Source organism: Paraburkholderia ultramafica (assembly GCF_902859915.1).
Taxonomy (GTDB): Bacteria; Pseudomonadota; Gammaproteobacteria; order Burkholderiales; family Burkholderiaceae; genus Paraburkholderia; species Paraburkholderia ultramafica.
In genome coordinates this window covers 70,513-95,144 of sequence record NZ_CADIKK010000016.1, presented here as the reverse complement: position 1 = coordinate 95,144, position 24,632 = coordinate 70,513, and the positions used below count along the sequence as shown (strand labels likewise).

18 protein-coding genes and 6 pseudogenes are annotated in these 24,632 nt (G+C 63.0%); 8 read left to right on the top strand and 16 right to left on the bottom strand.

The window, feature by feature from the left end; translation table 11 throughout:
- Positions 1-48 precede the first annotated feature (48 nt).
- Entirely contained in the window at positions 49-1,293 is a 1,245-nt protein-coding gene (locus tag HV744_RS18260; protein ID WP_175150860.1) for a D-amino acid dehydrogenase, read from the top strand.
- A gap of 116 nt (positions 1,294-1,409) precedes the next feature.
- Here HV744_RS18260 and HV744_RS18255 read toward each other — a convergent pair whose 3' ends face one another.
- The gene (locus HV744_RS18255; protein WP_175150935.1) at positions 1,410-2,792 is read right to left on the bottom strand and encodes an FAD-dependent oxidoreductase; all 1,383 of its coding nucleotides are present in this window, start codon (positions 2,790-2,792) and stop codon (positions 1,410-1,412) included.
- A gap of 115 nt (positions 2,793-2,907) precedes the next feature.
- Here HV744_RS18255 and HV744_RS18250 point away from each other — a divergent pair, with 115 nt between their 5' ends.
- Positions 2,908-4,458: a bifunctional AfsR/SARP family transcriptional regulator/alpha/beta hydrolase gene (locus tag HV744_RS18250; RefSeq protein WP_175150859.1), complete on the top strand. Its 1,551-nt coding sequence runs from the start codon at positions 2,908-2,910 to the stop codon at positions 4,456-4,458.
- A 147-nt stretch (positions 4,459-4,605) separates the two neighbouring features.
- Here the strand turns inward: HV744_RS18250 and HV744_RS18245 are convergent, their stop codons facing one another.
- Complete coding sequence (locus HV744_RS18245) at positions 4,606-5,184, bottom strand: NnrU family protein (RefSeq protein ID WP_175150934.1); 579 nt, start codon at positions 5,182-5,184, stop codon at positions 4,606-4,608.
- Positions 5,185-5,507: 323 nt separating this feature from the next.
- On the opposite strand from HV744_RS18245, the pseudogene HV744_RS18235 reads away from it, so the two are divergent.
- Positions 5,508-6,815, top strand: a pseudogene (locus HV744_RS18235) (NAD(P)/FAD-dependent oxidoreductase).
- An 86-nt stretch (positions 6,816-6,901) separates the two neighbouring features.
- Here the strand turns inward: HV744_RS18235 and HV744_RS18230 are convergent.
- The 11 genes and pseudogenes from HV744_RS18230 to HV744_RS18180 all read right to left on the bottom strand — a co-directional run.
- Positions 6,902-7,120 carry a hypothetical protein gene (locus HV744_RS18230; protein WP_175150857.1) on the bottom strand — a complete coding sequence of 73 codons (219 nt, stop codon included), beginning with the start codon at positions 7,118-7,120 and terminating at the stop codon, positions 6,902-6,904.
- 631 nt (positions 7,121-7,751) lie between these two features.
- Positions 7,752-8,060 (bottom strand): hypothetical protein, encoded by a 309-nt coding sequence (locus HV744_RS18225; protein WP_425497758.1) that lies wholly within the window; start codon positions 8,058-8,060, stop codon positions 7,752-7,754.
- 401 nt (positions 8,061-8,461) lie between these two features.
- Positions 8,462-10,147, bottom strand: coding sequence for a cation acetate symporter (locus HV744_RS18220; RefSeq protein WP_175150856.1), 1,686 nt, complete (start codon positions 10,145-10,147; stop codon positions 8,462-8,464).
- Positions 10,147-10,479: a DUF485 domain-containing protein gene (locus HV744_RS18215; RefSeq protein ID WP_175150855.1), complete on the bottom strand. Its 333-nt coding sequence runs from the start codon at positions 10,477-10,479 to the stop codon at positions 10,147-10,149. The genes HV744_RS18220 and HV744_RS18215 overlap by 1 nt, the downstream gene beginning before the upstream one ends.
- A gap of 153 nt (positions 10,480-10,632) precedes the next feature.
- A complete protein-coding gene (locus HV744_RS18210; protein WP_246279096.1) occupies positions 10,633-11,622 on the bottom strand; it encodes an NAD(P)H-dependent flavin oxidoreductase in 990 nt (329 codons plus the stop codon).
- 69 nt (positions 11,623-11,691) lie between these two features.
- Positions 11,692-12,900: a CaiB/BaiF CoA transferase family protein gene (locus tag HV744_RS18205; protein WP_175150853.1), complete on the bottom strand. Its 1,209-nt coding sequence runs from the start codon at positions 12,898-12,900 to the stop codon at positions 11,692-11,694.
- Positions 12,901-13,096: 196 nt separating this feature from the next.
- The gene (locus tag HV744_RS37400) at positions 13,097-13,252 is read right to left on the bottom strand and encodes a hypothetical protein (protein WP_246279112.1); all 156 of its coding nucleotides are present in this window, start codon (positions 13,250-13,252) and stop codon (positions 13,097-13,099) included.
- Positions 13,245-13,739, bottom strand: a pseudogene (locus tag HV744_RS18195) (acyl-CoA dehydrogenase family protein); the annotation flags it as partial. The gene HV744_RS37400 and the pseudogene HV744_RS18195, both read right to left, overlap by 8 nt.
- 84 nt (positions 13,740-13,823) lie before the next feature.
- Positions 13,824-13,961 carry a hypothetical protein gene (locus HV744_RS18190; protein WP_175150798.1) on the bottom strand — a complete coding sequence of 46 codons (138 nt, stop codon included), beginning with the start codon at positions 13,959-13,961 and terminating at the stop codon, positions 13,824-13,826.
- A 159-nt stretch (positions 13,962-14,120) separates the two neighbouring features.
- Entirely contained in the window at positions 14,121-15,032 is a 912-nt protein-coding gene (locus tag HV744_RS18185; protein WP_175150852.1) for a LysR family transcriptional regulator, read from the bottom strand.
- Between the two features lie 255 nt (positions 15,033-15,287).
- Positions 15,288-15,539 (bottom strand): annotated as a pseudogene (locus HV744_RS18180) (AraC family transcriptional regulator); the annotation flags it as partial.
- Here HV744_RS18180 and HV744_RS18175 point away from each other — a divergent pair.
- From HV744_RS18175 to HV744_RS37395, 5 genes and pseudogenes are all read left to right on the top strand, one after another.
- Positions 15,510-16,544: pseudogene (locus HV744_RS18175) on the top strand (aminotransferase-like domain-containing protein); the annotation flags it as partial. The pseudogenes HV744_RS18180 and HV744_RS18175 sit on opposite strands and share 30 nt — an antisense overlap.
- A 718-nt stretch (positions 16,545-17,262) precedes the next feature.
- Positions 17,263-17,490 (top strand): annotated as a pseudogene (locus HV744_RS18170) (Lrp/AsnC ligand binding domain-containing protein); the annotation flags it as partial.
- Positions 17,491-17,701: 211 nt separating this feature from the next.
- The gene (locus tag HV744_RS18165; RefSeq protein ID WP_175150851.1) at positions 17,702-18,835 is read left to right on the top strand and encodes a substrate-binding domain-containing protein; all 1,134 of its coding nucleotides are present in this window, start codon (positions 17,702-17,704) and stop codon (positions 18,833-18,835) included.
- Positions 18,832-21,660: an ATP-binding protein gene (locus HV744_RS18160; protein ID WP_175150850.1), complete on the top strand. Its 2,829-nt coding sequence runs from the start codon at positions 18,832-18,834 to the stop codon at positions 21,658-21,660. Before HV744_RS18165 ends, HV744_RS18160 begins: the two co-directional genes overlap by 4 nt.
- A gap of 52 nt (positions 21,661-21,712) precedes the next feature.
- Positions 21,713-22,045, top strand: a pseudogene (locus HV744_RS37395) (class II glutamine amidotransferase); the annotation flags it as partial.
- Positions 22,046-22,351: 306 nt separating this feature from the next.
- Here HV744_RS37395 and HV744_RS18150 read toward each other — a convergent pair.
- From HV744_RS18150 to HV744_RS18140, 3 genes are read right to left on the bottom strand one after another with little or no spacing between them, the layout of a single operon-like run.
- On the bottom strand, positions 22,352-22,873 hold the full coding sequence (locus tag HV744_RS18150; RefSeq protein WP_175150849.1) for a hypothetical protein: 522 nt from the start codon (positions 22,871-22,873) through the stop codon (positions 22,352-22,354).
- A gap of 49 nt (positions 22,874-22,922) precedes the next feature.
- A complete protein-coding gene (locus tag HV744_RS18145; RefSeq protein ID WP_175150848.1) occupies positions 22,923-23,753 on the bottom strand; it encodes an MFS transporter in 831 nt (276 codons plus the stop codon).
- The gene (locus HV744_RS18140) at positions 23,753-24,604 is read right to left on the bottom strand and encodes a class I SAM-dependent methyltransferase (protein WP_175150847.1); all 852 of its coding nucleotides are present in this window, start codon (positions 24,602-24,604) and stop codon (positions 23,753-23,755) included. The genes HV744_RS18145 and HV744_RS18140 overlap by 1 nt, the downstream gene beginning before the upstream one ends.
- Positions 24,605-24,632: the final 28 nt, after the last annotated feature.

Here is a 24,632-nt window from a genome sequence, read left to right as displayed (position 1 = left end):
ACCGCGCTGCCGTGAATAACCGCCAGCCTCCCTGCATCTGAGGACATCATGAAAGTTATCGTGCTCGGCGGCGGGGTAGTCGGTGTGACAACCGCGTACCAGTTAAAGAAGGATGGCCATGAGGTCGTGATTGTCGAGCGGCAGCCTTTAGTCGCAGCGGAGACCAGTTGGGGTAACGCGGGCATGATCGCGCCCGGGCATTCCTTTGTCTGGTCCTCGCCCAAGGCGCCAATGATCCTGCTCAAATCGCTGGTGCTGAAGAATCAGGCGTTGCGCTTCAGATTCTCGGCGGATCCCCGGCTTTACAGCTGGTCGTGGCGCTTCCTGATGGAATGCACATCAGAGAAGGCACGCCGCAATACCCTGCTCAAGCATCGGCTTGCCGCGTACTCGCAACGTGTGCTGCACGATGTGATCGCTGAGGAAGCCATTGAATACGATCGAAATGAGCGCGGAATTCTGTATTTCCATCGGACTCAGGAAGCGCTGGACCGCGGAGTCGAACACATGAAACTGCTGGAATCCGATGGGCAAGTCATCAGGGTTCTCAGCCGCGATCAGGTCGTCGCACTCGAGCCGTCGCTGGGTTCGGCAAAAGACAGGATAGCGGGCGCCATTCACTGCCCGACCGATGAGACCGGAGACCCTGCGAAGTTCACCCGCGCCCTTGCGGAAAAGATTGTCGCGCGCGGCGCTACGCTTCTGACGGATACCACCATCGACGGCTTCGAAACCGCCGGGCAGGACCTGGTGGGCATCAGAACGAGTCGAGGCCTTGTAAAAGGCGACGCGTATGTGCTCGCCCTTGGCCCCTACAGTCCGGTTCTTGGCCGACAGATCGGCATCGATCTGCCGATCTATCCGATCAAGGGATACTCGCTGACGATTCCGATCGATGGCCGGCCCTTGCCGCCTACCGTTGCAGCGGTCGACGAGCACAACCTGGTCGCCATCTCGCGCTTCGGCGACCGGATTCGGGTCACCGCGACCGCGGAGTTTGCTGGCTACGACACGAGCCACGAGCCTTCTGATTTCGCGTTTATGAAGAGTGTGACGCAGGAACTCTACCCCGCCGGCGCCAACTACGATCGCGCCGAAATGTGGGCCGGGCTGCGGCCGATGACGCCGACGAACTTGCCGTTTTTTGGGCGCAAGAAGTATCGCAATCTTTATCTGAATACCGGTCACGGCCATATCGGCTGGACCATGTCGCACGGATCGGCTCGAATCACCGCCGACCTGATCGCGGGACGAACGCCGGCGATTCCGATGGTGGGGCTGCTTTGCGAGTGAGGGCGACGCGTTTTGTAGTCAATGCGTCGTACGTCTTCAAAAACGGTGGATATCGTGAGCGACCGCGTGGCGAGCACGCTTTGGGCACCTTTCCCGGTCAACACCGTGATGTCCGGTCATGATGATGCGCTATTTCGCGGCGCTGCTTCGATTGCAGGCGAGGGAACCGATAGTACGGACCTCCGGTTGCCCTGCCAGACCCGCCTTGCGATCGCAGGACTGAGCAGCGACGACGGCGGCATCATCAGATTTATAACCTTCAAAAACTCAGTCGCCAGCGTGCTGTCGCGTGTCGCGGCAAAGTGAAGCTTGCCAATGTACCAGTTGATGAAACGCAGCATCGGCGGGCGCGCTCCCTTGACTTGTGGATGGCGGAGGTCGTTACCAACTGCAATGTCCCACGGAATGTCGACGATCTTCGCGGCCGCCCTGAAGAATCGGCGCGCAAGATCGTTCGAACCCGCGCGCAGGCATCGTTGCAGCGTCAGCGCTTCCTCCGCCGCGACCGTCATGCCCTGCCCGTAGACAGGGTTGAAGCTGCAAACGGCGTCACCGAAGATCAGGTAGTTCTCGGGGAAGCGTGCGAGCTTCTCATACCGCCGGCGCAAGCTGGAGACGTAGCGGTAGCGCCTGTAATCGGTTAGCGGCTCCGCTCTTGCGACAACGTCGTGAATTTCCATGGTCGGCAGCGTCGCCAGATACGCGAGAAAGCCCTGCTCGTTGTCGGGTGCGTCGTCACCAAGAAAACCGCCGGCACTGACGATCCAGCTGTCGCGTTCCTGCGCGAGCATGACGCCATTGCGCCAGTTCGGCGCACTACCGGCGACAACGATACCGTGCTTACCGTCAAGATCAGTCGGCCGGCGCCGATAGGTACGGGTCATGTAGCAGATACCGATCTCGACCTTCTCATTGGCGGGAGGTTGGTAGCCGAGCTCTTCAAGCCACGCCGCACTGGACGAGCCACGGCCTGTCGCATCGACGACAAGGTCCGCGTCGATGATCGCTTCCGGCTCGCCCTCGACACTTGTGCGCACACCCGTCACGCTCTTGCGAACCGGGTCGGTGGCAAGACCCCGAACAGCGCAATTTTCTATGAGGCGCACGTTCGGCAACCCCAGGAGCCGTCGGCGTAGATGGCCTTCGAGCACTGGTCGGCTCGCAAGCAGGCCGATCAGGTCGCTCTTTCCGTTAGCAAGCCTAACGTTGCGACCGATCCAGATCACATCGTTGGCTACATCACCGATCAAGCCGCCGCTTTGCGTGACGACCTCGGTGTTATATCCAGGGAAGAATTCCTCGAGTACCGCGCTGCCTCGCGCAAGGAGCCCATGGGTATGGCGACCCTGTGGCACGCCCTTGCGCGGGGTGTCTGCCGCTGCAAACGCATCGCGCTCGAGCACGGTGACGATGGTATAGAAATCCGACAGTCCGCGGGCGGCCAGGAGCCCACCCATGCTGGCGCCGATCACGATTGCATGCTCTCCCAGGTCCTTCATGGCAAACCTCCAGTCATATCCGTAAAACGAGTCCAGCACCCCCCGTTTGCAGCAATGGTAGGATTGCCTCGTCCCCTGAGCGTCCCCCGGACGCCGTCATGGAGGTCGCCTCGCCATGGCTCTGTTCAGCGTACGGACGCTTGGATTTCCGGAGATCCGTCGGGACGAAGAACTGTGCCAGTTGGCCTTGCGCAAAGGCCTGGCCCTGTTGGTCTACCTCGCCGAAGCGAAGGGCCCAGTCGGGCGCGACGTCATCGCCACGATGTTGTGGCCGGAAGGCTGCGAGGAGGTTGTACGGGCACGGCTGCGGCGTCTGTTGCATCGCCTCCAGCTCACGCTCGGCGACGACTTTTTCACCGCCGACAGGTCAACAGTTCGATGGTCGGCAGCGATCGATCTGCGGGTGGATTCTCAACTGTTCGAGCAAGCCTGCGACTGCGGCGAGTTCGAGCGGGCGTGCCGCCACTATCTCAGCGACTTTCTCGAGGGTTTTTCGCCCGGCGACTGCCCGCAGTTCGACGACTGGGCTTTCTTCCGCCGCGAGGCCTTGCGCGGCCGGGCGATCCAGGCGCTCGAACGAGTGGTGCACGACAAGAATGCGGCCGGCGACTACGGGGCCGCGGCCGCGCACGCCGGCCGTCTTGTTGAACTCGATCCGCTCAGCGAAGTGTACGGCCGTCACCTCATCCGCAACCTTCTGCTCGCCGGAGACCGGGCCGCGGCCCAGCGGCACCTCGAGGCCCTGACGAAGCGCCTTCGCGACGAGCTCAATGTGGCTCCCGAATCCGAGACCCGCGCGCTGCTGAATGCCGGCGTACCGTTGCCGATCGAGGATCCGCCGTCGACGCGCTACGCCAGCGGTGGCGGCGTCCATCTTGCATTCCAGACCTACGGCGCCGGCCGCATTGATGTTCTGGTGCTGCCCGGTTTCGTGTCCCACGTCGAACGGGTGTGGGAGGAGCCCCGGTGCCGGGCGTTCCTGTCCTCCCTCGCCGGGATAGGTCATCTCATCCTGCTCGATCGTCGCGGCGTCGGGCTTTCCGACCGGGTCGGGTTCAATCCCGGCGTCGACGCGACCGCGCAGAACATCGGCACCGTGCTTGACGCCGCCGGCAGCCGCCGGGTCGTGCTGTTCGGCGCGTCAGAGGGTGGACCGGCATGCATCAAGTTTGCCGTTGATCACCCGAGCCGCGTCGCTGGCCTCATTCTGTTCGCCTCATTGGCGAAGGGAACGGCAACGCACGACTATTGCCACGCACTGGAGGCTAGTCAGTATGAGATGTGGCTGCAGCAGCTCGTCGCGGTCTGGGGCGGGCCTGCAGGCATCGAGACATTCGCGCCGAGCCTGTCTGGCGATGCTCAGACAAGAGCATGGTGGGCAGGCTTGCTTCGGGCAGCGTCAAGCCCGGGAGCCATCAAGGGCGTGCTCGAGGCGTTGCGCGATATGGATGTGCGGCATCTCCTGAGCCGAATTTCAATGCCCACTTTGGTGCTCCGCCGTCACGACGACCGCGCCGTTCGCATCGGCGCCGGCCGGCATCTCGCCAGCCACATCGCGCAGGCACGATTCGTCGAACTCGACGGCGCTGATCACTGGGCCTTCGCGGGCGATCAGCAACCCATTTTGGACAACATCAGGCAGTTCATCGGCAGTCTCGCTGAGTAACTGCAAACGACAGATGCAACACAAGATTCAGTCGGGCAGAGTGCGATTCAGGGGGAATCCACCACGTCGGCGCGCGACAATGGTCGGATATCCATTGCGAACCGGCCACTCGAGGCCCATCGCAGGGGCGCTCGCGCGACACACGCTTCATCCCATCGGCTTCGTACCAACCCACGACTCATGGAGAAAATACGCGAACGCAATCCAGGCGACGACGCCAACCACGACTGGAATCAAATCGCGCGAGAGGCTTCCATCGGGATAAACAATCCCTTCGACGCGATCGCGCCGTCGCGCAGCAGCGAAATCAAACAGCCCCCAAACGAGGAATGCGCCGAACAGCAAGACTGCGTTCAGCGTCCCGTTCGCCAGCAGATGAGCCAAAGCCCACAGCACGACACTGATCGCCATCGGATGCTTGACCAGCGACTTGAAATGATTGCCCCGGACATACGCCGCCGGAAAGAGGATGAACGCCACGAGAGTGAGCACGCTTGCGAAATGCGGCGTCCATGCTGGCGGCGACCAAAGCATGACGGGCTCGCGCCGCGCCATGCCGTATCCCCAGACGATCAACGCAAGTCCGATGATCGACACGACTGAATACGCCGCTTTCCAGCTCATCTCGCCCATCCGGGCGATCCGCGCCTTGCGCCATTCTTCCGCGAAAATCCGGACCGAATGTGAACCAAGGAATATCAGCAACCCCAAGATCAATACCGACATGGCAGGCCCCTCGCGACGGATGTCGACAGATTGGCCACGATTGTCCCGCATGACGCCGGCTGTGCCAACCTGCGCACCGATGCCCGCGCGGCCTCGACCGCCACTATTTTCCGTAATCGACCGATTGTCTTGAAGCAGTGATGTTTTGGCTTGGAACACCGGTTTTGATCGAGTAGGCAAAGAACGCGGGACTGGCAGAAGCGGCTTGTTCAGTTCGAAGCAGTATCGGTCAGCGATGGTGGCAAGGAGTCGGAGCATCCGCCAAACAATAAGCGCCGCCTATACTCGGTGGACTAGCGCTTTTGCGGACTTGAGGTCGAGTCATGAACAACACCATGGTCTGCAACGGCGAAGCGTCACAACTGGATGCGCCGATCAACGAAAGTTTCGACGTCTTGATCATCGGCGCGGGCCTCGCCGGGTGTACGGCCGCCCGGTTGTTTGCGTTGCAAGGCCTGCACGTGGCGCTGGTTGAACGCCACGCGGACGTGGCGGCGTTCAAGCAGTTATGTACCCATTACATTCAAGCGTCGGCCACGCCAACGCTACGGCGTCTTGGTCTTGACCGGCTGATCGAGGATGCAGGCGGGCTGCGCAACGGCGTTGACATCTAGACTCGTTATGGCTGGACCGGAGACATCGCGCCACTCGACGAACGCGGTGAACCCGTCTTCGGTTACAACATTCAGCGCCGCACGCTCGATCCGATCCTGCGCCAACTGACAGCGAACACGCCCGGCGTCACAACCTTGCTCGGTTACAGCCTGCGCGCGTTGACACGAGATGGCGTCGACTGCGGAGTCGAACTCGGTGGAGCACCCGCGAGAGTGATCTCGGCCCCGCTGATCGTCGGCGCTGACGGCAGAAACTCTCCGCTGGCAATGCTCGCCGGCGTCAAGTCCGCTTCCTCGAAGAACAGCCGCTTTGGAGCAATTCGCGCTTATCGCAATGTGGCGCTCCGGCGGGGAACCTGCTCGCAAATGTGGTTGCGCGGTCCGGAGACCGCTTGCGTATTTCCCAACGATGGCGGCGTCACCGTGATTGCCTACATGGCGACCAAGGACAAGCTCGACGGCTTTCGGGTCAATCCGAGCGACGCACTTGAGCGAAGCATGACGGGATTCCCCGATGCTCCTGATCTGTCCAGCGCGGAGCCGTTGCGCAATGCCTTGCTCGTCAAGGGCTATCCGAATGTGTGGCGCCAGCCGGCGGTGGGCAACATCGCTTTCGTCGGCGACGCGCTGATGAGTATCGATCCCCTGTGGGGTGTGGGTTGCGGCTTCGCGTTCCAGACAGCGGAGTGGCTCGTTGACACGCTGGCTCCGGTTCTAAAACAGCATGGCCCGACTGCGCCCGCCTTGCGCCGCTGCGCGAAGCGTGTCTCCGGGGAACTCAATGGACACCGTTTTCTGATCGTTGACTACGCGCGCCGGCACGGACTCAACGCTATCGAGCGGCTCACCTTCCGCGCCGCTGCGAAGGACCCTGCAGCGTCGAGACATCTGCACGCGTATGGCGCGCGTCTGATCGGTCCGGCCAAATTCCTGGCGCCTCGCGCGCTGCTACGCGCGGCGTGGGTCGATCTGCGGCGTCCCGCTGCGCACACTGCGCAACCCGACGCTCCGGTGTGAGTGGCAGGTTCGCGCCGGTCTGCCTTGCCATGGCGCAGACACCTGGCCGACCCCGATCCTGGACTTGAGAAATCGTCGCGCGCAGCCTAAGCGGAATTCGCATCGCACCACTGGATCGCCCATCGCTGCGACGCTTCGATTGCAGCCGCGTCGGAGGGATAGTCGCCGAGGTCGCCCGAATACTTCACCTCAACGGCGTCGCCACCCAACGAGGCACGCCGGTAGATTTTCGCGCGGGCGTAGTAACGGCCGCCTTCATCGAGTGGCGACGCGTCGATGTGGAAGTGCTTGTAGTCGAACTGCATGGCCATCTCCCTGTTAAGCGGAGGATTCCTGGTGTCTGGTGCTGCGCCCGGCAGCACCTCAGGACGTCAATCCGTGGGTGGGTGTGGTCGAGTCCAGGAGGGCTTGGGTTTGAGCGCTGGCCGGAATCCCGAACCGCCTTGAATAGTGGCAATACTATCGAGAAATCCGCAAACTTCGAAACCAGGTGAAACGACTGTGCCCCTTGGGAAGCCGCTTCGGATCGCGTTCTTCTGGCAATTTCGGATGCCTGCGCTAGCCCCCGAAGGACAAATATGTTGAGGAAATGTCCTTGAAAGTCGATTGATATTGACTGGTCTATCGCAATTGCATGGATCTCAAGGGCGTAAATTATTCTGATTCCGTTGAAAAACTTCGGAAGTGGCCGCCGCCGAAACGACCACTCCAAATTCGGTTTTCCGGTACCAGTTATAAAACCGGATTTTTGTCGGTGCTGGCCGTTCTTTGAGCAACAGCTGAGGCTCACTTGTATTTGCCTGTGCACTTTTATTGTAAATAGACTGCCACATCGCCAAGCGAATGATTGCAGCACCTGAACATCTGGATCTTCGGGTACGTCGTGACGGTTCAGTCGCAGAGCACCAGCGAACTGGCGCTCTGCGACCGGGTTCATCAACCGCCGCGATACATCGGGTCGATGCTGTCAGTTGGGACACGCCGGCCAGACTGCGACCTGACCGATTCCTCGCCACCCACGCCTCTGCGCTTTACGCCAACCACGCTGCCCTGGCCGTCTTCCGCGGCCTTTGCATGAATGGTTTGACCGCGTTGCGCTGCTGGCGCACCGGCGTCGGAGCCATTGGAGGGTGACGGGCCGTAACCACTCGCGATGGAAGGAACCGCCAGTGATGCGGAGCTTGCGACTAACAGCGCAGCGATTGATTTCGCTTTCATGACGACTCCAATAAGCTTGGTGAACATATGAATGCACCTGGATGAGGTCCATTGCGGCGCGCTATGTTCAACGTTGCGCCCGCAGCTACAAACGCACGGGCTATGCCAAGCCTGATCCGCGCAACCTCCGAGCGATCCTAACCACCTGAAAACAAACAAGATCGATCTCGGCCGCGCAGCTTTTACCGGTGGATTGGGGAGTCGCGATGTCTGGCCGTAGCCAACGTTTTGTGGCCGCTGTGTGAGTTCGCCCAACAGAACCAGGGAGCTGCGCGGTCTGGCGCGACGAACGGGACGCGCTGTCGTCGGGAAAGCCGCAGAGGCAGAATGCCCCCGGATCTGCTCCAGCAAGCAGTCGGTGCTTGCGCATGACCGGTCTCACTGAACCCGGATACGCACGGCGCAAGTGGCGAAAGCGCGCATCGGGTTCAATGATCGACTGCCTTCACCGACAGGATGCCCGTCTGCCCATAAAACTCCTGCAGCACGAACGCGTCCCGCTCTCGCTGCGCACGGGCGCCGCGATCCAGCATCGAGACGACCCAGATGCCCGCGAACGCGAGCGGCACGGAAACCAGCGCGGGGTTGTCGAGGAACACCAGCGGGCGTGCCTGATGCAGCACGTCGACCCATACCGATTTCGAAAAGAGTGTCAGCAGCACCGCGCAGATCAGCCCGAGACTGCCGCCCACCACAGCGCCGCGGGTCGTCATGCCGCGCCAGAAAATCGACGACACCAGCACCGGAAAATTCGCACTCGCCGCGACCGCCGCCACCAGACCGACCAGGAACGCCACGTTGATGTGCTCGAAGAGAATGCCAAGTCCGATCGCGACGATGCTCAGGATCAGTGTCGCCACGCGGGATATGCGCATCTCGTGGGCTTCGTTGACCTTACCGCGCGCGAGCCAGCAGGCGTAAAGATCATGCGAAACCGTGGTCGCCCCGGAGAGCGTGAGACCCGCGACCACCGCCAGGATCGTCGCGAAAGTCACTGCGGCGATGAAGCCGTAGAACAGGTTGCCGCCCACCGCCTGCGCCAGCTTGACGGCGACCATGTTCGAGCCGCCCAGCAGGTCGCGTGTGAGATTGAAATGCCCACCGACAGCGCTCTTGAAGAACTCGGGATGCTGGGCGAGCAACGCGATCGCGGAGAAGCCGATGATGAAGGTCAGCAGATAGAAATAGCCGATCAAACCGGTGGCGACGAACACGGACTTGCGCGCCTCCTTCGCGCTGGGCACCGTGAAAAAGCGCATCAGGATGTGAGGAAACCCCGCGGTGCCGAACATCAGCGCGATGCCGAGCGAGAGTGCGTTGAGCGGATCCTTCAGCAGTTTGCCGGGGCCCATGATGCTGAGTGCGCCGGGATGGACGTCGACCGCGCGGCGAAACATCTCCTCGGGACTAAAGCCAAATTGCGCAAGCGCGGTGACGGCCATGAACGTCGCGCCGCACAGCAGCAGCACGGCTTTGATGATCTGCACCCAGGTGGTCGCCGTCATGCCCCCAAAGAAAACGTAGATCACCATCAGCGCGCCGACGATGACTTCGGCCATCCAGTACGGCAATCCGAACAGCAACTGGATCAGCTTGCCCGCGCCGACCATCTGCACGACCAGATAAAAGCACACGACGACGAGCGACGTGCTGGCAGTCAGGAGACGAATCGGCGCCTGCTCGAAACGGTAGGCGACAACGTCGACGAACGTATATTTGCCGAGATTGCGCAAAGGCTCGGCGAGCAGGAACATCACAAACGGCCAGCCGACCAGAAAGCCGATCGAATAGATCAGACCGTCGAACCCGAACACGAACACCATGCCGGAGAGCCCCAGGAACGAGGCCGCGGACATGTAGTCGCCGGCGATGGCAAGCCCATTCTGCAAGCCGGAGATGCCGCCACCCGCGCTGTAGAAGTCCTTCGTCGTGCGGGTTCTGCGCGATGCCCAGCGCGTAATGCCGAGCGTGACAAGTACGAACACGAGGAACATGCCGATCGCGACGGGATTCAGTTCGACATGATCCGGCACTGGGCCTTCGACAGAAGAGGCATGAGCGAGCCCGGCCATCGAGGCCAAGCTCGCGCCGAGCAGGAGGCGCACGAGTTTCATCAATTCGTCTCCTTGGCTGCGTTGACGTTGGCGTTGGCGAGAAGCGCCCTCATCGACGGATCGAGCGTGCGGTTCGCACGCAGCACATACCATCCGGTCATCCCAACCGCGATCAGGATGATGCCGACACCCGCGACGATGCCGATGCTCGTCGTGGCTCCCGCATAGAGCGGATGGGCGAGCACTTGCGGTGCGAGGGCGACGAGCAGGATAAAGCCGTAGTAGGTGATGATCATCAGGGCCGTCAGCGAGAAGCTGAAGCGGCGGCGTGATGCGATGAGCCGCCGGTACGCGGGGCTCGCCTTGATTGAATCGATGTGGGCCTGCTGCATGGGTTTGTCTCCTGCCGGTTATCTGCTGACGTCTTCGACGACGAATGGGATGAGCCTCGGTGGCTGGATGCAGCTGCTTTGCGGGCTGCTTTCGCCAGCGCTTGTTCTAAAGGAGCACAGCGCTTGACTGTGCGCCGGGATCTTCACCGCGCGCTACGCCGGCACACCCCGTGCAGCGTCCACGAACCCCGAGCAGTTGTTTGCCAGCCGCGTCAGCGCCTGCCACATGTCGCTCTCGAAGCGGCGCACGATGTCGGCAAGCGGTTCGACGCGGTCGACGAACGCGAGAGACTGCCCCGCAGCGAGCAGCCCTTTCGACCAATCGCCCGTCACGTAGGCGTCGCGGCCGATCTTGCCGGCAACCAGCGGCATCAGGTCCTGAATGGTCACATTCGGGTTCCGTGCCTCGATCTCCTTCACAGCGGCCGTGGTCTCGTTGCGCAGCGTCCGCACGGTGTTGCGCACGGACTGCATGCAGAGATCCGTGTCGGTCGGTCCGGCGTCTACCAGCCGATACTTGTAGTCGTCATGTGCCCAGATCTCCTCGGCCACCACGAAGCGCGTGCCGACGACGACACCGGAGGCGCCCATCGTGAGCGCCGCGGCGAGTTGCGAGCCGCGGCCGATGCCGCCGCCGACGAGGTACGGAATGTCCAGCTGGCTTTCGGCCCACGCGGCGTTGACGAACGATCCCACCATGTCGAGTCCCGGATGTCCGCCGCATTCGGCACCGACGATCGCGACGGCATCGACGCCGATCGAAGCCGCCTTGATTGCAAACCGTACCGCCGGCACCTTGTGGAGCACCTTCACGCCGGCCTGCTTCAGAAACGGCATGAACTCCTGCGGATTGCGACCTGAGGTCTCGACGAACCGCACGCCTTCGTCGACGATGAGCTCGAACACTTCCCGCGTCTTTTCGCCGGGGACGAGCTTCGGCAACATCGAGACGTTCACGCCGAACGGGCCGCCTTCGCACAGGTCGCGACAGCGCCGGATCTCGTCGCGCAGGGCGCGCGGCTCGGGAAAGCTCGCGGCCGTGAGGAAGCCGATGATGCCGGCACGCGAGGCGGCCGCGACATAGTCCGCATCGGCGAGCCACATCAGGCCGCCGGCGACGATGGGCAGGCGCGTGCCGAACAACTCGGTGACGGCATTGGAAAAAGCAATCTGGCTCATGGAACGATCCCCTGAGTAAGGCGCAGTACGGCGTCAGACGACACCGTCAGCCTTCAGTTGTGAAAGTCGTTGCTCTGACAGTCCGAGCAGCGACCGGAGTACCTCGTTCGTGCCTTCCCCGAGTTGCGGCGGGGCGCTTCGCACAGGCAGGCGCGCACCGTCGAAGCGATAAGGCGGCGCGAGCACGTGCGTGCTGCCGGCCTCGGGATGCGTGCAGGTCGTCACGAGCCCGGCCTCTGCCGCGCGGGTCGAAGTGAGCGCTTCGTGAAGGCCGGCGACCTCGCCACAGGGAATGCATGCCCGCGTCAGGCGTTCGAGCAGGACCTGGCGCGTTCTTTTGCCGATCTCGCGTTCAAGTTCGGGCGCGAGCACCTCGCGGTTGGCGGTCCGGGACAGGTTGGTGCGGAAACGGTCGTCTTCGACGAGATCGGGGCGTTCGATCACCTCGCGACAGAAGCGCTCGTACTGGCGGTTATTGCCGACTGCGATAACGAGCGGCCCATCCTCTGCATCGAACACGCCGTACGGCATGATCGAAGGATGCGCGTTGCCGTAGCGCAGCGGATCCTCTCCCTTGATCAACGCCTCCAGCCCGTAGTACGAGGTGATCATCAGGCCGCAATCAAACAGCGCCATCTCGATGTGGCGTCCGTTGCCCGTCTTCTGACGCTCGAAGAGCGCAGCGAGCACGGCCTGGGCCGAGTACATCCCGGTGAACAGGTCGACGGCGGCCACGCCGAACTTGAGCGGCGGCTGGTCGGCTGTTCCGTTGAGCGCCATCAGGCCGGCCTCGCCCTGAATGACGAGATCGTAGCCGGGACGTGCGGCTTCCGATCCGCGGCGGTCGTAGCCGGAGATAGAACAGTAGATGAGATCCTCGTGTGCTTCCTTGAGCTGGTCATAGCCGAGGCCGAGCTTTTCCGCGCCGCCGAACTTGAAGTTCTGGATCACGACATCGCTCTGCTGCGCCAGCTCCCGCGCGATCTGCTGACCCTCGGCGGTTTGCAGGTCGAGGCACACCGAGCGCTTGTTGCGGTTGACGCTGTTGAAATAAGCGGTCTCGGTCGCGCCGACGCGCGCCCCCCAGTCGCGCGTGTCGTCACCGCGCTTTGGGTGCTCGACCTTGATGACTTCGGCGCCGAGATCGCCGAGCACCATCGCGCACCACGGTCCCGCAAGCACGCGGGACAAATCGAGAACGCGAACGCTGGCGAGCGGCAGGGAGGAAATCAGGTTCGACATGGCAAATCCGCAATGACAAGGGGGGTGACGAAGGTGCCGCGCTTACTGTGAATCGACGGTTGACGCGCGGCGCAACGCGGAGAAATCCGCGGGGCGTTTTTCGAAGAAGGCGCCAATGCCTTCGGCCGCCTCGTCGTCGCCGAGCGACTCCGCCATGTACCGGGCTTCACGGTCCAGTTGCGCTTCGAGGGTGTTTTCACCTGCGTGACGGCACAAGGACTTGATCCGCGTGGTCGCGCGCAGCCGGAAGAGCCTTGTACACCTCGGGCGTGAGCGCATTGCGCGCGGCCGGGTTGTTGAAGGACAGCATCTGCACCGCGCCGTCACGGTGCGCAAGGATAGGTTCATTCATGACGTTGACTCCGGGTCAGTGTGATATAGCGTTCGAGATGGTGATCTTCGTCACCGAACTGATGGTCGATCATGACAAGGCGCTTCGCGTAGTGCGCAAGCGGCAGCTCCCACGTCATGCGGATGCCCCCATGCAGTTGGATGCACTCCTCGGCAACGCGCGCGCCGATGCGCCCGATCGTGTGCTTCGCCGCCGACAGCGCGCGTTCGCGCTCATCGCGGCCCGCACCGAGCGCGGCGGTGGCGTGGATGACGGCCGAACGAGCCTGCTCGATTTCCAGCAGCAGATCCGCCATGCGGTGCTGCAATGCCTGGAAGCTGCCAATCGCGACGCCGAACTGCCTGCGCGTGCGCAGATATTCGAGCGTGTGCTCCTTCGCCACCTCCATGGCGCCCACTGCCTCCGCGCACAACGCCAGCACGCCGGCGCCGATGCTGGATTCGAGCGTCGCGAATCCCGCGTCCGGTTCGCCGAGCAATGCGTCGTCGGCGTGCGTGCGGTGGAGACAACGACAGCTTCACGCATGGTCTGAATCCTCAAACTGAAACGGGTAGTTGACGGGTCGAATGGATCAGGCGGACCGATTGAGGCTCGCCTGCGTGGCGCGGCGCTCCACGAGATCGACGATGAGCGGTGATGGTTGCGAGAAACGCGGGTCATGCTGCGTGAACTCGCGGATGGCGGCGGCTGCGGACAATTCGCGAGTCATTGCCCTTGTCTCCATGCGTTTTGTGTAGGGCCATTGTGAAAGGCACCTACCGCATTGACAATTCCACTGGCAATTGACGAACTGTTAACTGAAACTTGACGCTGGAGCGATAAGGTCTGGACGACCCGAGCGCGGCGCGAAGCCGGAGGACCGCCCGTCTCAGGCCCAGGTTTGTGCGAGCGAGACGATTTCAGCTTGCAGATAGTCGATCAGGGCTCGCGTCGCCGGCGACGGATAGCGGTTCGGGAGCGTCACGATATACAACGTGTTCTGCTGGCCGGCGACACGGTATTGCGGCAGGATCCGCAGCAGTCCGCGGCTCATCGGCGCATACGGCACGTATGCCGGCAACAGCCCGATGCCCATGCCGTCACACACAGCCTCCGCCAGAAACGGATAGTCCCCCGACTGCAGCGCGGGCTGCATCGTGATCACGTGGACGTCGGCTTCGTCCTGCCGGTGCGTGAGCGTCATCGTGACCCGCCGGCCCGGGTAAGGCGATGCGACCAGCGTCTGCGTTTCGAGGTCTGCTGGCGAGTCAATCGGACCGTGCTTCTGCATATAGTCGGCCGACGCATACAGGTTCCAGTCAATCGAGCAGATATTGCGCGCCACATAGTCCAAAGGTGGCGTCGTCGTGATCCGCAACGCCACGTCGACTTCCGCGGCGATCAGATCTTCGATCCGGTTGTTGAACGTGACATTGACCGCGATGCCCGGATGCATGCGCGCGAATTCGAGCAGCTTCGATCCGATGAACATCCTGCCGAAACCGGTCGGCACGCTGATGCGAACACGGCCGGTCAAGGTTTGTCCGAGGCTGTCAATCGATGCGCGGGCCGTGCCCAGGTCTTCCAGCATGCGCTGGCCACACTCGTAAAGCGTGTGCCCGGCTTGCGTCAGTTCGAAACTGCGCGTCGAGCGGCGCAGCAATTGCGCGCCCGTTTCGCGTTCCAGCAGTTTGAGCCGCTGGCTGATGTTCGCGCGTGTCATGCCGAGCTTGCGCGCTGCGGCGCTGAGGCTGCGCGATTCGACGATCTCGACGAACAGGCCGATCAGGTTCAGGTCCATGGTGCGTCAATCAATCCAGCTTGCGTGGGCGTTCATCGCGGAGGCGGCAAAATGAAAGTGGTGGTGGTAGCCGCCACTGCTATCGGCTGATATTACGACGCCAGCCTTCTCGAAGCAGGTGTGGACGTAACCTTTTTCGTGCGGCCAGGTCGAGCGGCCATGCGATGCTTAGGCTGGCTGTCGGCGCGGCGGCCGGCGAGTCACCGCTTTCAGGTGTGAGACCCGAGGATAAACGTCCATGGCATACGACAGAGGTTAGAGGAATGGCGAAATGTTCGCCATTGCGCGCGTCACGTAGGTCTCCTTCTCTCCGACTGGGGCGACATAGTGAATCGCGCTGCGTGCAGCCTCGACACTCTCCAGCCGCGCGATGAACCAGGCCGCCAGATACTGCGACGACAGGCACCCGCCTGCGGTCGCGACGTTCCCCTTCGCCACGAACGGCTGGTTGAGCACAGCTATGCCGGCCTCTTCGACCCACGGCTTGCTGGTCAGGTCCGTGCACGCCAGCTCGCGGCCGCAGGTGACCTGGAAGCCCTGCTTCGATACCAGCCTCAAGGCGGGCGCGAGCACGAACGGGCGACAGTGGCGCGCCATCTGGCTAGCCGGGGTCTCCCGGCAACGGTCGAAACCACCTTGCTCGTGAGCGGCGCGCAGCACGGGCTGACGACGACCGCCATGGCGTTACTCGAGCCCGGCGACGTGGTGGCGGTGGACGCGCTGACTTACCCGGGATTCAAGCTTGCTGCCGAGGCCAGTCGACTGGAACTCGCGCCGATCCCGGCCGCCGGCAACGGACCCGATCTGGACGCACTGGCGGCCCTGTGCAAACGCCGGCGGGTACGCGCCGTCTATGCGATGCCGACGCTGCACAACCCGCTTGGCTGGGTGATGAGCGCGAGGCGACGCCGGGAACTCGTCACCATCGCTCGGCAACATGGACTGATTCTCATCGAGGACGCGGCCTACGCTTTCCTGGCTGAAGGCGCGCCGCCTCCGTTGGCATCGCTTGCTCCGGAGATCACGGTCTATGTGTCGAGCCTGTCGAAGAGCGTCGCGACAGGGCTGCGCGTCGGTTTCGTCCGTGCGCCGCGCGAGTGGGTTCCCAGGCTCGAACGAGCGATCCGGGCAACGACCTGGAACACCCCGGCGACCATGACGGCCATCGCCTGCGGCTGGATGGAGGACGGCACGGTAGCCCGGCTTGAAGAGGACAAGCGGCGCGATGCCACGATGCGTCAGAACCTTGCCGCCGAAACTCTGGGCCGGCTCAAGCGGATCAGCCATCCTGCGTCGTACTTCGTTTGGATTCCTCTGGAGCAGGAGGTTCGCGCGGACGCGATTGCGATGGCGTTGATGCGCGAGCGGGTTTCGGTGTCGACAGCCCTGCCGTTCTCGACGTCGACTCACGTGCCTCACGCGATTCGATTGGCGATTGGCTCCGTCGACCTGGCCACGCTCAAGCGATCGCTGGAAACAGTCGCGCGGGTTGTCGCCGACCAGACCTATTGACCGGCAGTCGCGACGGCGATGCATTGACGTCAGTCGGGTCTCCGGGGGCAACGTCCGCCCTCAAGGTAAAGCGCGGCAAGATCAAGGTGTGACCCCATGATGTTCGCTCCTGTGTGTCGGTCAAAAAAGTTAGACCCTAATGCATTCATGCGAAAGCATCTGCCTTTCGCAAGCAAACCCAGGCTGGGGAACGCATGGCAAAACATCAGGTTACGGCGGCTTCAGGCTCATCCGTATTATCAAGAATGTATCGATCGATGGGTCCGTCTGATAACTGCCGGACTCCTGAACGTCGGCATTGTCCTCGTGTTTGCAGCCTTCTATTTGCGATTTCTGAACAACCCGTAAGCGAGGCGACGCGCGCCGCCGCGGCGCGGCGCTTTCATGAGGGTTCGTTGACCTGAGCAGCGCAGCCACTCGAATGACCAGGCGACCGCGAAGACGAATGGCAGCTGTGGCCGCGCGCAGACGCGCGGCGAACTTGCGTCGACCTCAGACCCAGCATAGCCGCGATCGGCTCCAGCCGACCCGGTTCCGCCGCTCGGTACGTCACCTTTCGAATGGCTGCAACCGGAAGATCAACCGACATCGCGTTACCTGCAAGACACATCGATGGACCAGATGAGTATCGCCATCAAGTCGCTGCAATGCGCTTCAGCACGACATCCAGCAGAAGGTTTGCACCGTCGATGAGTTGATCGTCGTCCGTGTGTTCGCCTCGATGAAACGCACCTTCGCGCAGTGCGCCCTGATTGCGCAGTGTTATTACGTTGCCGGAGAATGGGACTTCGTGCTGGTATTGAATGTGCGCAACATGGACCAGTACACAGAGCTCACGAGAGAGCTCTTTTTCTCCAACAACAATGTCAAACGCTTCAAAACGCTGGTGAGCATGAGCAGCGTGAAGGTTGTGTCAGGCGTACCTGTGGATGTCGTCGAGGAGTGAGGCGTCACCAAACCACAAATCCGTCACTCCAGTTGCGTCAATCGAACTGGCGAACGGTCATCGCTCCGCCCCGCGCGAGGTGGCAGCGGATGACCGATGACAAGCGGCCATCGGGATGTACTATTCTATTCGCAGGGTCACCCTGCGAGCGGCATTTGGGTACGTCGTCAATAGCGGTCAATCAACCTCGATGGGGCCCTTGGGGAACAGCATGAGGGGCTTGCTTCTGGCATGGGCATGCGCGTGTATGCTGTCGGCCGCCGCGGCGCCGGGTATACCGACTGCCCCCGTGCCCAGGGCCGCGGTCGCCGCGAGGGACTACCTGGCCGAAGCGAAGCGCGTCGTCGATGCCGCGGCGCAACCTGCTGCACCCTGGAACGGGCCGCGCAACGGGCCGCGCGCCCAACCTGGGAAACGCATCGCCGTCGTCGCCGAGGATTTGCGCAACGGCGGCATCGTCGGCGTCGTCGACGGTGTGCTGGAGGCGGCCAAGGTCATCGGCTGGCGCGTGAAGATACTCGACTCCAGCGGCACGCCGGACCTGCGGCTGAAGATGCTTGCGAATGCGTTGGCAAGTCGTCCAAATGGTCTGATCATTGTCGGTGGCGATGTACATGCCCTGCTGCCCGGGCTGCAGCCGTTTGCCGAGCGGAGCATTCCGATCGTGGGCTGGCATGTCGCGGCCCACGCCGGATCGGTGCCCGGCACGCCCGCGGCGATGAACGTGGCGACGAATCCGCTCGAGGTCGCGCGCGTGACCGCGCTGGCGGCCATCGTGCAGTCCGGCGGGCATGCGGGAGTCGTCATCTTCACCGACTCCAATTTCCAGATTGCGAAAGACAAGGCGGATGCCATGGCTGCCGTCGTGCGCGCGTGCAGCGGCTGCACCTTGCTCGAAGTGCGCGACGTGGCGATCTCACGCAGCCAGGAACTGATGCCGGACACGACACGCGCCTTGCTCGCGCGTTACAGCAAACACTGGACGTATGCGCTGGCTATCAACGACATCTACTTTGACTACGCCGCCCCGGTGCTGACCCAGGCCGGAATGCCGAACACCGCCATCGCCATGCTGTCGGCCGGCGACGGCAGCGAGTCCGCCTTCCTGCGCATCCGGACGGGCACGTTCCAGACGGGCACGGTGGCCGAACCCCTGAATCTGCACGGCTGGCAACTGGTCGACGAGATGAACCGGCTCTTCGCCGGGGAAGGCGTCACGGGTTACGTGTTTCCGGTGCATCTCGTGACGGCGGACAACATGGCCGCGGACGGCGGCGATCGTCTGATCTACGATCCCGCCAACGGCTATCGCGACATCTATCGCCACATCTGGCAACGCCCGTGAAACTTTCGCTCCCACAGTCGCTCACCGCGCAGTTCGCGCTCGTGGTTTCGTGCCTCGCTGCCCTGGTGGTCGCGGTCGGTGCCACGACCCTTTACTCGTTGGCCGGTTCGGCCCACGCGATCCGCCAGTTGGCCGAAGACCGGCTGGCGCACCACGAGGATGCACAGGACCTCGCGCAGCGCACCCTGATGATCGAGCGCCTGGCGTTGCAGTTGTCCAGTGACGATACGGTCGACGCCGTGCGCGAGACGCATCGGCATATCATCGAACAGTTGGCATCCTTCGACCGCCTGGTAGACCGCCTCGCCTCCGCGGCCACGAGCGACGACGTCGGTGTCGACGCGCTGCAGATGCATCGATCGAGCCAGCGCTTCCGCAACACGGTCAACATCGAGGCGCAGGTGCGCGAGACCGCGCTAGGCGCCGGTGCTGCGGCGGCGCCCACGCCGCGGCCCGGCACGTCATTGGCCAGCCTGGACGACGACCTGCGCCGCCAGGCCGACGCCCTGGCCACCGCGGCGCGCCAGCAGGCGGATTATTTCACGCGCGACTACCGTAAAGCGGTCCAGGATCTAGCCGAAAGCGCGGACCGCACGCGCAGGTGGGTGAGCGGCGAAGTTGCGGTGAGCCTGCTGCTCGCCTGGCTGATCGCCCGCGGATTCCTCGGTCGCCAGGTCGTGGCACGGCTGCGCCGAGTCAGTCACGCCTTGCGGCACGGGGACGCCGAGAGTACGCCAGCCGGCGTCCCCGTGCACGGCGGCGACGAGATTGCCGACATGGCGCGCGCAGTCGAACAGTTCCTTGAAGACCGGCGCCAGCGCCGGCAGGCCGAGGACGCGCTGAAGGAGCTCAACGCCGACCTCGAGGCGCGCGTCGCGCAGCGCACGGCCGAACTCAGCGCGGCGCTTGCGGGCCAGGCGGCCGAGATCGTCGAACGCCAGCACGCCGAAGAGGCCGTGCGTGCGAGCGAGTGCTTCCTGAACAGCATCGTCGAAAACATCCCGGACATGATCTTCGTCAAGGATGCGGCGACGCTGCGCTTCGTGCGCTTCAACAAGGCGGGAGAGCAACTGCTCGGCTACCGGCGCGAGGAACTCATCGGCAAGTCCGTCCACGACCTGTTTCCGGCACAGGAGGCCGAGTTCTTCGCGCTGAAGGATCGTGCGGTGCTGGAGTCGCGGCAGATGGTCGACGTGCCGGAGGAGCCGGTTCACACGCGTCACGGGCCGCGCTTTGTGCACACGATGAAGATCGCGATCCTCGATGTGCACGGTGAACCGCAGTTCCTGCTCGGCATCTCACGCGACATCACGGAGCACAAGCGTGCCGAAGAAGAACTGCGGCGCTATCGCGAGCACCTCGAAGAGATGATCCTCGAACGAACGGCTGAGCTGGCCGTCGCCAAGGAGCACGCTGACGCGGCCAATCAGGCCAAGAGCGACTTTCTTGCGCACATGAGCCACGAGCTGCGCACGCCGCTGAACGGAATTCTCGGCTACGCTCAGATCCTCAAGCGCGACAGGAGCCTCGATCAACGCCAGATCGACGGGCTCACGGTGATCCAGCGCAGCGGCGAACACCTGCTTACGCTCATCAACGACATCCTTGATATGGCCAAAATCGAGGCCGGAAAGGTGGAGCTCAACCTCTCCGATGTTCCGCTCGACCGGTTCATCCACTTCATCGCCGAGACGATGCGGGTGAAGGCTGCGGAAAAGGGCTTGGCCTTCGCTTGCGAGATGGCACCCGATCTGCCCGCGGGCGTACGGGTCGACGAAGGCCGGCTGCGCCAGGTGCTGCTCAACCTGCTCTCCAACGCAATCAGATTTACCGAGGAAGGGAGTGTGCGTCTGCGCGTCGGTTTCGTCGCGCCCGCGCGGCTGCGTTTCGAAGTACAGGACACCGGCATCGGCATCGACGCAGCGCGTCTGGAGGCAATCTTCCGACCTTTCGGGCAGGTGAGCGACGCTCGGCACCGGTCTGGCGGCACGGGACTGGGCCTCTCCATCAGCCGGCGGCTCGTGCGCCTGATGGGTGGCGAGATCCACGTCGAGAGCCGCGTTGGCGCTGGCAGCACCTTTTCGTTCGCGCTGAACGTCGCGGTGGTGACGCCTCAGGCGGCTGTCGTCCCGCCCGAATCGACGGTAAGCGGCTACAAGGGGCCGCGCAAGACCGTCCTCGTCGTGGATGACGTGGCGGAAAACCGTGCCGTGGCGGTCGATATGCTCGGCCAGCTTGGCTTCGACATGGCGGAGGCCGGCAACGGACTGGAAGCGTTGGAGAAAGCCAAAGCCCTGCGGCCGGCGCTCGTCCTGATGGATGTCGTCATGCCCGGGATGGATGGGCTCGAAGCCACGCGCCGCCTGCGCGAAATGCCGGAGTTCAAGGATCTGCCCATCGTCGCAGTCTCCGCCGGCGCCTCGGGGAGCGATACGGCGAAAAGCCTGGCGGCTGGTGCGAACGCCTTTCTGTCAAAACCGGTCGACTTCAGTGCGCTGTTATCGCAGGTCGCGGCCCTCCTGAATATCGAGTGGCGTGACGAAGTTCAAGAGACGCAAGCCACCGAACCTGGCCGAACGGCTGTACCGACCGCCGATCCTTCCACCGGGATCCTGGTCGCGCCGCCGCCGGGGGAGATCGACGCGCTGCACCACCTGGCGAGACTGGGCGACATGCGTGCCATCGTGCAATACGCCACACACCTGACCGAGCTTGATGAGCGCTATCGTCCTTTCGCCGACCACCTTTGCCAGCTGGCCAAGGATTACCAGTCCAAGGCAATCCTCCGCTTCGTCGAGCAATATCTGGAAAGGACGGGCGAATGAGACCTCATGGCCGGCTGTTGCCCGACGTGCGTTCGCCAGATGTCGGCCCTGCCGAATGGGGGCAACGACGACCAACCGTGACGGCTTTGGCATCTGCTTATACGGCTGACCACATGAAGCCCCGTTTCGTTACCGCAGCATAAACCCCGCATGGAACGACCAAAATTTACGTGAAGCAGCACGAGCGATTCATTCACCGCTCTTCGTCGCACATATCCGCGCGGCAACCGAGACGCCGGCGCAGGAATCCAACTGTCATCCGTTTCGCCATAACCAGTGGTTGTTCGCTCACAACGGCCTGATTCGCAGCTACCGCGCTGTGCATCGCGACTTGATGTTGAGCATCGATCCAGCACTCTTCGGATCGATCGAGGGCTCGACCGAGGTCCGTTGCTTGGGTGGGAGCAGACGCTCGAACCTGCAAACGCGAGCCCGGGCCAACGTCCGTAGGTGGCCGATTGCGGTTAGTCGGACAGAGCATCATCGGTGCCGCTGGATGGTCACCGCTCTCGTGCGCCTGTGAGTCTGCGCCGACGGTCCATACGGGGCTGGCCGATCTCGCGACGCCCGGCATTCCGCCCGGGCCGCTTCACCGGATTGAACGCTGCCGCGCGCAACACGCTCAAGAGCGTGCAGCCCCCCTTCGGTCATCGCCGCCTGCCTGCTGGAAGCAGGCTACGCCTTGGTCATGTCATGACTCACGGAAAGACAAGTCGCTCCGAGCCGCCTTGGACTGGGGGCGCAGCAGCAAATAGAAGGCGGCAACATGGGTAATCATCAGCACCGGCACGTAGATGATCGGAATCGCGTACATCGCCCCCAGCTCTCCCGCGCGCGCAGGAAGATCGGACTGGATAGCGTGGTAGTAGTCGAGGATGAGGTCGGTCGCTCCCACAAGATTGAAGGCTACGACGAACAACCAGAAGAGTGGGCGCATCCGCGCTGTGAGTAGCGCCAGCATCGCCAGAACTCCCGTTGCCAAGTCACCGTATGCGGCGAACACGGCAAAGCCGGCAGGCAGTTCGGGACTGACGACGCCCGGCAGAATGAAGACCAGACCGAAGAACCGGAAGCTGTGCAAGGTGGCGATGGCGCGTTGGGCGTCGAATGGGTCCAACGACTTGAGCCTGGGCCAGACGTATGCACGGAAGCAGAGCAGCCACGCGACGTACCCTAGAACGAGCTGCAATTGGAAAAGAAGGTCCGGTGACATGTTGCCTCCTGTCAGGTGTTGTCTGACGCATTGAAGGATAGGAAGGAGATCAGCCGGCGCGTCGCCGGATCAACTGGCGCAGCGACAGCGCGTGCAGCAGGATCGAGCTTGGCACCACGAACGCAGGGGTTAGCACATCCGGATAAGCGCCGGCGCCGATGCCCGGCACGTTCGGAACGATCAACTGGAACCGGCCGGGCGAGGTGATAATCCCCAACGCAATCGCGACCGCGAAGTCGGCGAGGCCGAAGATGTTCCAGGCGATCGCCGCCTTGCGCCCTTGAGCTGTGCCGCTCGCCACAGCGATTGCCGCCGGCACGGCGAACAGGCCGGTCAACACATCGCCGATTCCCGCCGGCAACGTGAACACGCCTGGCAGCACCCCATGCAGCCACGCAGCGAGAGCCCAGCCGCCGAATATCCGGTAAAGCTGAAGAGCGACCAGCCAGGTCGCGGGCATCGCATCGAGCACCTGCCCCACCCGCTTCGACAACAGCAACAGCGGCGCGCCGATCACCACCGGCAGGAAGATCGCCATCGGCAACCACGGCAACGGTGAGGCGCCGGTGCGGAAGACGCCATTGATCGCTGCGCTCCAGGCAACAGCGAACCAAAGCGTGTCTGGGAGCATGACCGCCAGCCAGGTCGAGCGGCGTTGGCCCGGCGTCAGGTCGGTGCTTTCGAGGCCGAGCCACAAACCGACCGCAACAAGCCCGTGGGCCATCAGCTGATGGGCTGTGGTCGGAACGCCGCTGGTCGGAATAATCGGCTTCCAGTAGATCAACGCAATCCACAGCACCACCAACGGGATGAGCCAAAGCAGGCTGCGCCAGGCCGGCCGCGGCGCGACGATACCGGCGGGAACAGAGGCAGCGGTCATCAGCGGTTCTCCTGCTGAATTCGGGTCTTCGCGGATGCGGCCTCGAACACCGCGGTGAGGATGCCGAGTCGGCCTTCCAGGAGATTTCGCCCCAGGTTGCTGGCAAGCTGCGCGAAGTCCGGCCCCATCACCACGCCAAGATTCGGCGAGGGTGGCGGCCCCGACGCACGCAGTTGGGTGATCCAGGCCTTGGCGGCCTCCGTGTCGTCTTGCCATGCCAGCGTGCTGAAACCAGCTTCTTCGATTGCCTCGCGTGTTGCGTCGGCCGTCAGGAGAAAGCTCGTGGCCAGTGTCCGGGCCCAAGGAACCGGGTAGTGCGGTTCAACGCCGTTTGCGACGACGTCAAAAGTCGCGAACCTGCCGCCTGACTTCAGCACGCGCCGGATCTCCCGGTAAAGTCGTGCGCGATCGGCGATGTTCATCGCCACGTGCTGCAGCAATACGACGTCGAAACGGCTGTCGTCGAAGGGAAGTTCCAGCGCGCTGGCGGTACGAAACGACACCTGTTCGCTCTGCCCTGTGCGCTGGGTGAGATAGCGCGCGGCATCCACGAACGGCTCGCTGAGGTCGATACCCGTCACCCGGCAGCCATAGGTTGCAGCCAGAAAACGGGCCGGCCCGCCAACGCCCGAACCGACGTCCAGCACCGACATGTCGGCGGTGATCCCGGCCAATTTGGCAAGCTCGGCGGTGGCGGCAAACCCACGGGTGTGAAACTGGTCGAGCGCGCCCAGTTGCTGCGGTGTGAGCCGCTGATCCTCCGGCCCGAAGACCGCGAGCGCGATCTTCAGCCGCTCGGTCAGGCCGCTCGCGCGATAGTGATCGCGCACGCCATCAAGTGCATCAGTCATGACAAGGTTCCTCCATGGTCCGGGCGGA

Coding starts and splice junctions, on each gene's coding strand:
- HV744_RS18260 (WP_175150860.1), top strand. CDS start 49: ATGAAAGTTATCGTGCTCGGCGGCGGGGTAGTCGGTGTGACAACCGCG.
- HV744_RS18255 (WP_175150935.1), bottom strand. CDS start 2,792: ATGAAGGACCTGGGAGAGCATGCAATCGTGATCGGCGCCAGCATGGGT.
- HV744_RS18250 (WP_175150859.1), top strand. CDS start 2,908: ATGGCTCTGTTCAGCGTACGGACGCTTGGATTTCCGGAGATCCGTCGG.
- HV744_RS18245 (WP_175150934.1), bottom strand. CDS start 5,184: ATGTCGGTATTGATCTTGGGGTTGCTGATATTCCTTGGTTCACATTCG.
- HV744_RS18230 (WP_175150857.1), bottom strand. CDS start 7,120: ATGCAGTTCGACTACAAGCACTTCCACATCGACGCGTCGCCACTCGAT.
- HV744_RS18225 (WP_425497758.1), bottom strand. CDS start 8,060: ATGTTCACCAAGCTTATTGGAGTCGTCATGAAAGCGAAATCAATCGCT.
- HV744_RS18220 (WP_175150856.1), bottom strand. CDS start 10,147: ATGAAACTCGTGCGCCTCCTGCTCGGCGCGAGCTTGGCCTCGATGGCC.
- HV744_RS18215 (WP_175150855.1), bottom strand. CDS start 10,479: ATGCAGCAGGCCCACATCGATTCAATCAAGGCGAGCCCCGCGTACCGG.
- HV744_RS18205 (WP_175150853.1), bottom strand. CDS start 12,900: ATGTCGAACCTGATTTCCTCCCTGCCGCTCGCCAGCGTTCGCGTTCTC.
- HV744_RS37400 (WP_246279112.1), bottom strand. CDS start 13,252: ATGAATGAACCTATCCTTGCGCACCGTGACGGCGCGGTGCAGATGCTG.
- HV744_RS18190 (WP_175150798.1), bottom strand. CDS start 13,961: ATGACTCGCGAATTGTCCGCAGCCGCCGCCATCCGCGAGTTCACGCAG.
- HV744_RS18185 (WP_175150852.1), bottom strand. CDS start 15,032: ATGGACCTGAACCTGATCGGCCTGTTCGTCGAGATCGTCGAATCGCGC.
- HV744_RS18165 (WP_175150851.1), top strand. CDS start 17,702: ATGAGGGGCTTGCTTCTGGCATGGGCATGCGCGTGTATGCTGTCGGCC.
- HV744_RS18150 (WP_175150849.1), bottom strand. CDS start 22,873: ATGTCACCGGACCTTCTTTTCCAATTGCAGCTCGTTCTAGGGTACGTC.
- HV744_RS18145 (WP_175150848.1), bottom strand. CDS start 23,753: ATGACCGCTGCCTCTGTTCCCGCCGGTATCGTCGCGCCGCGGCCGGCC.
- HV744_RS18140 (WP_175150847.1), bottom strand. CDS start 24,604: ATGACTGATGCACTTGATGGCGTGCGCGATCACTATCGCGCGAGCGGC.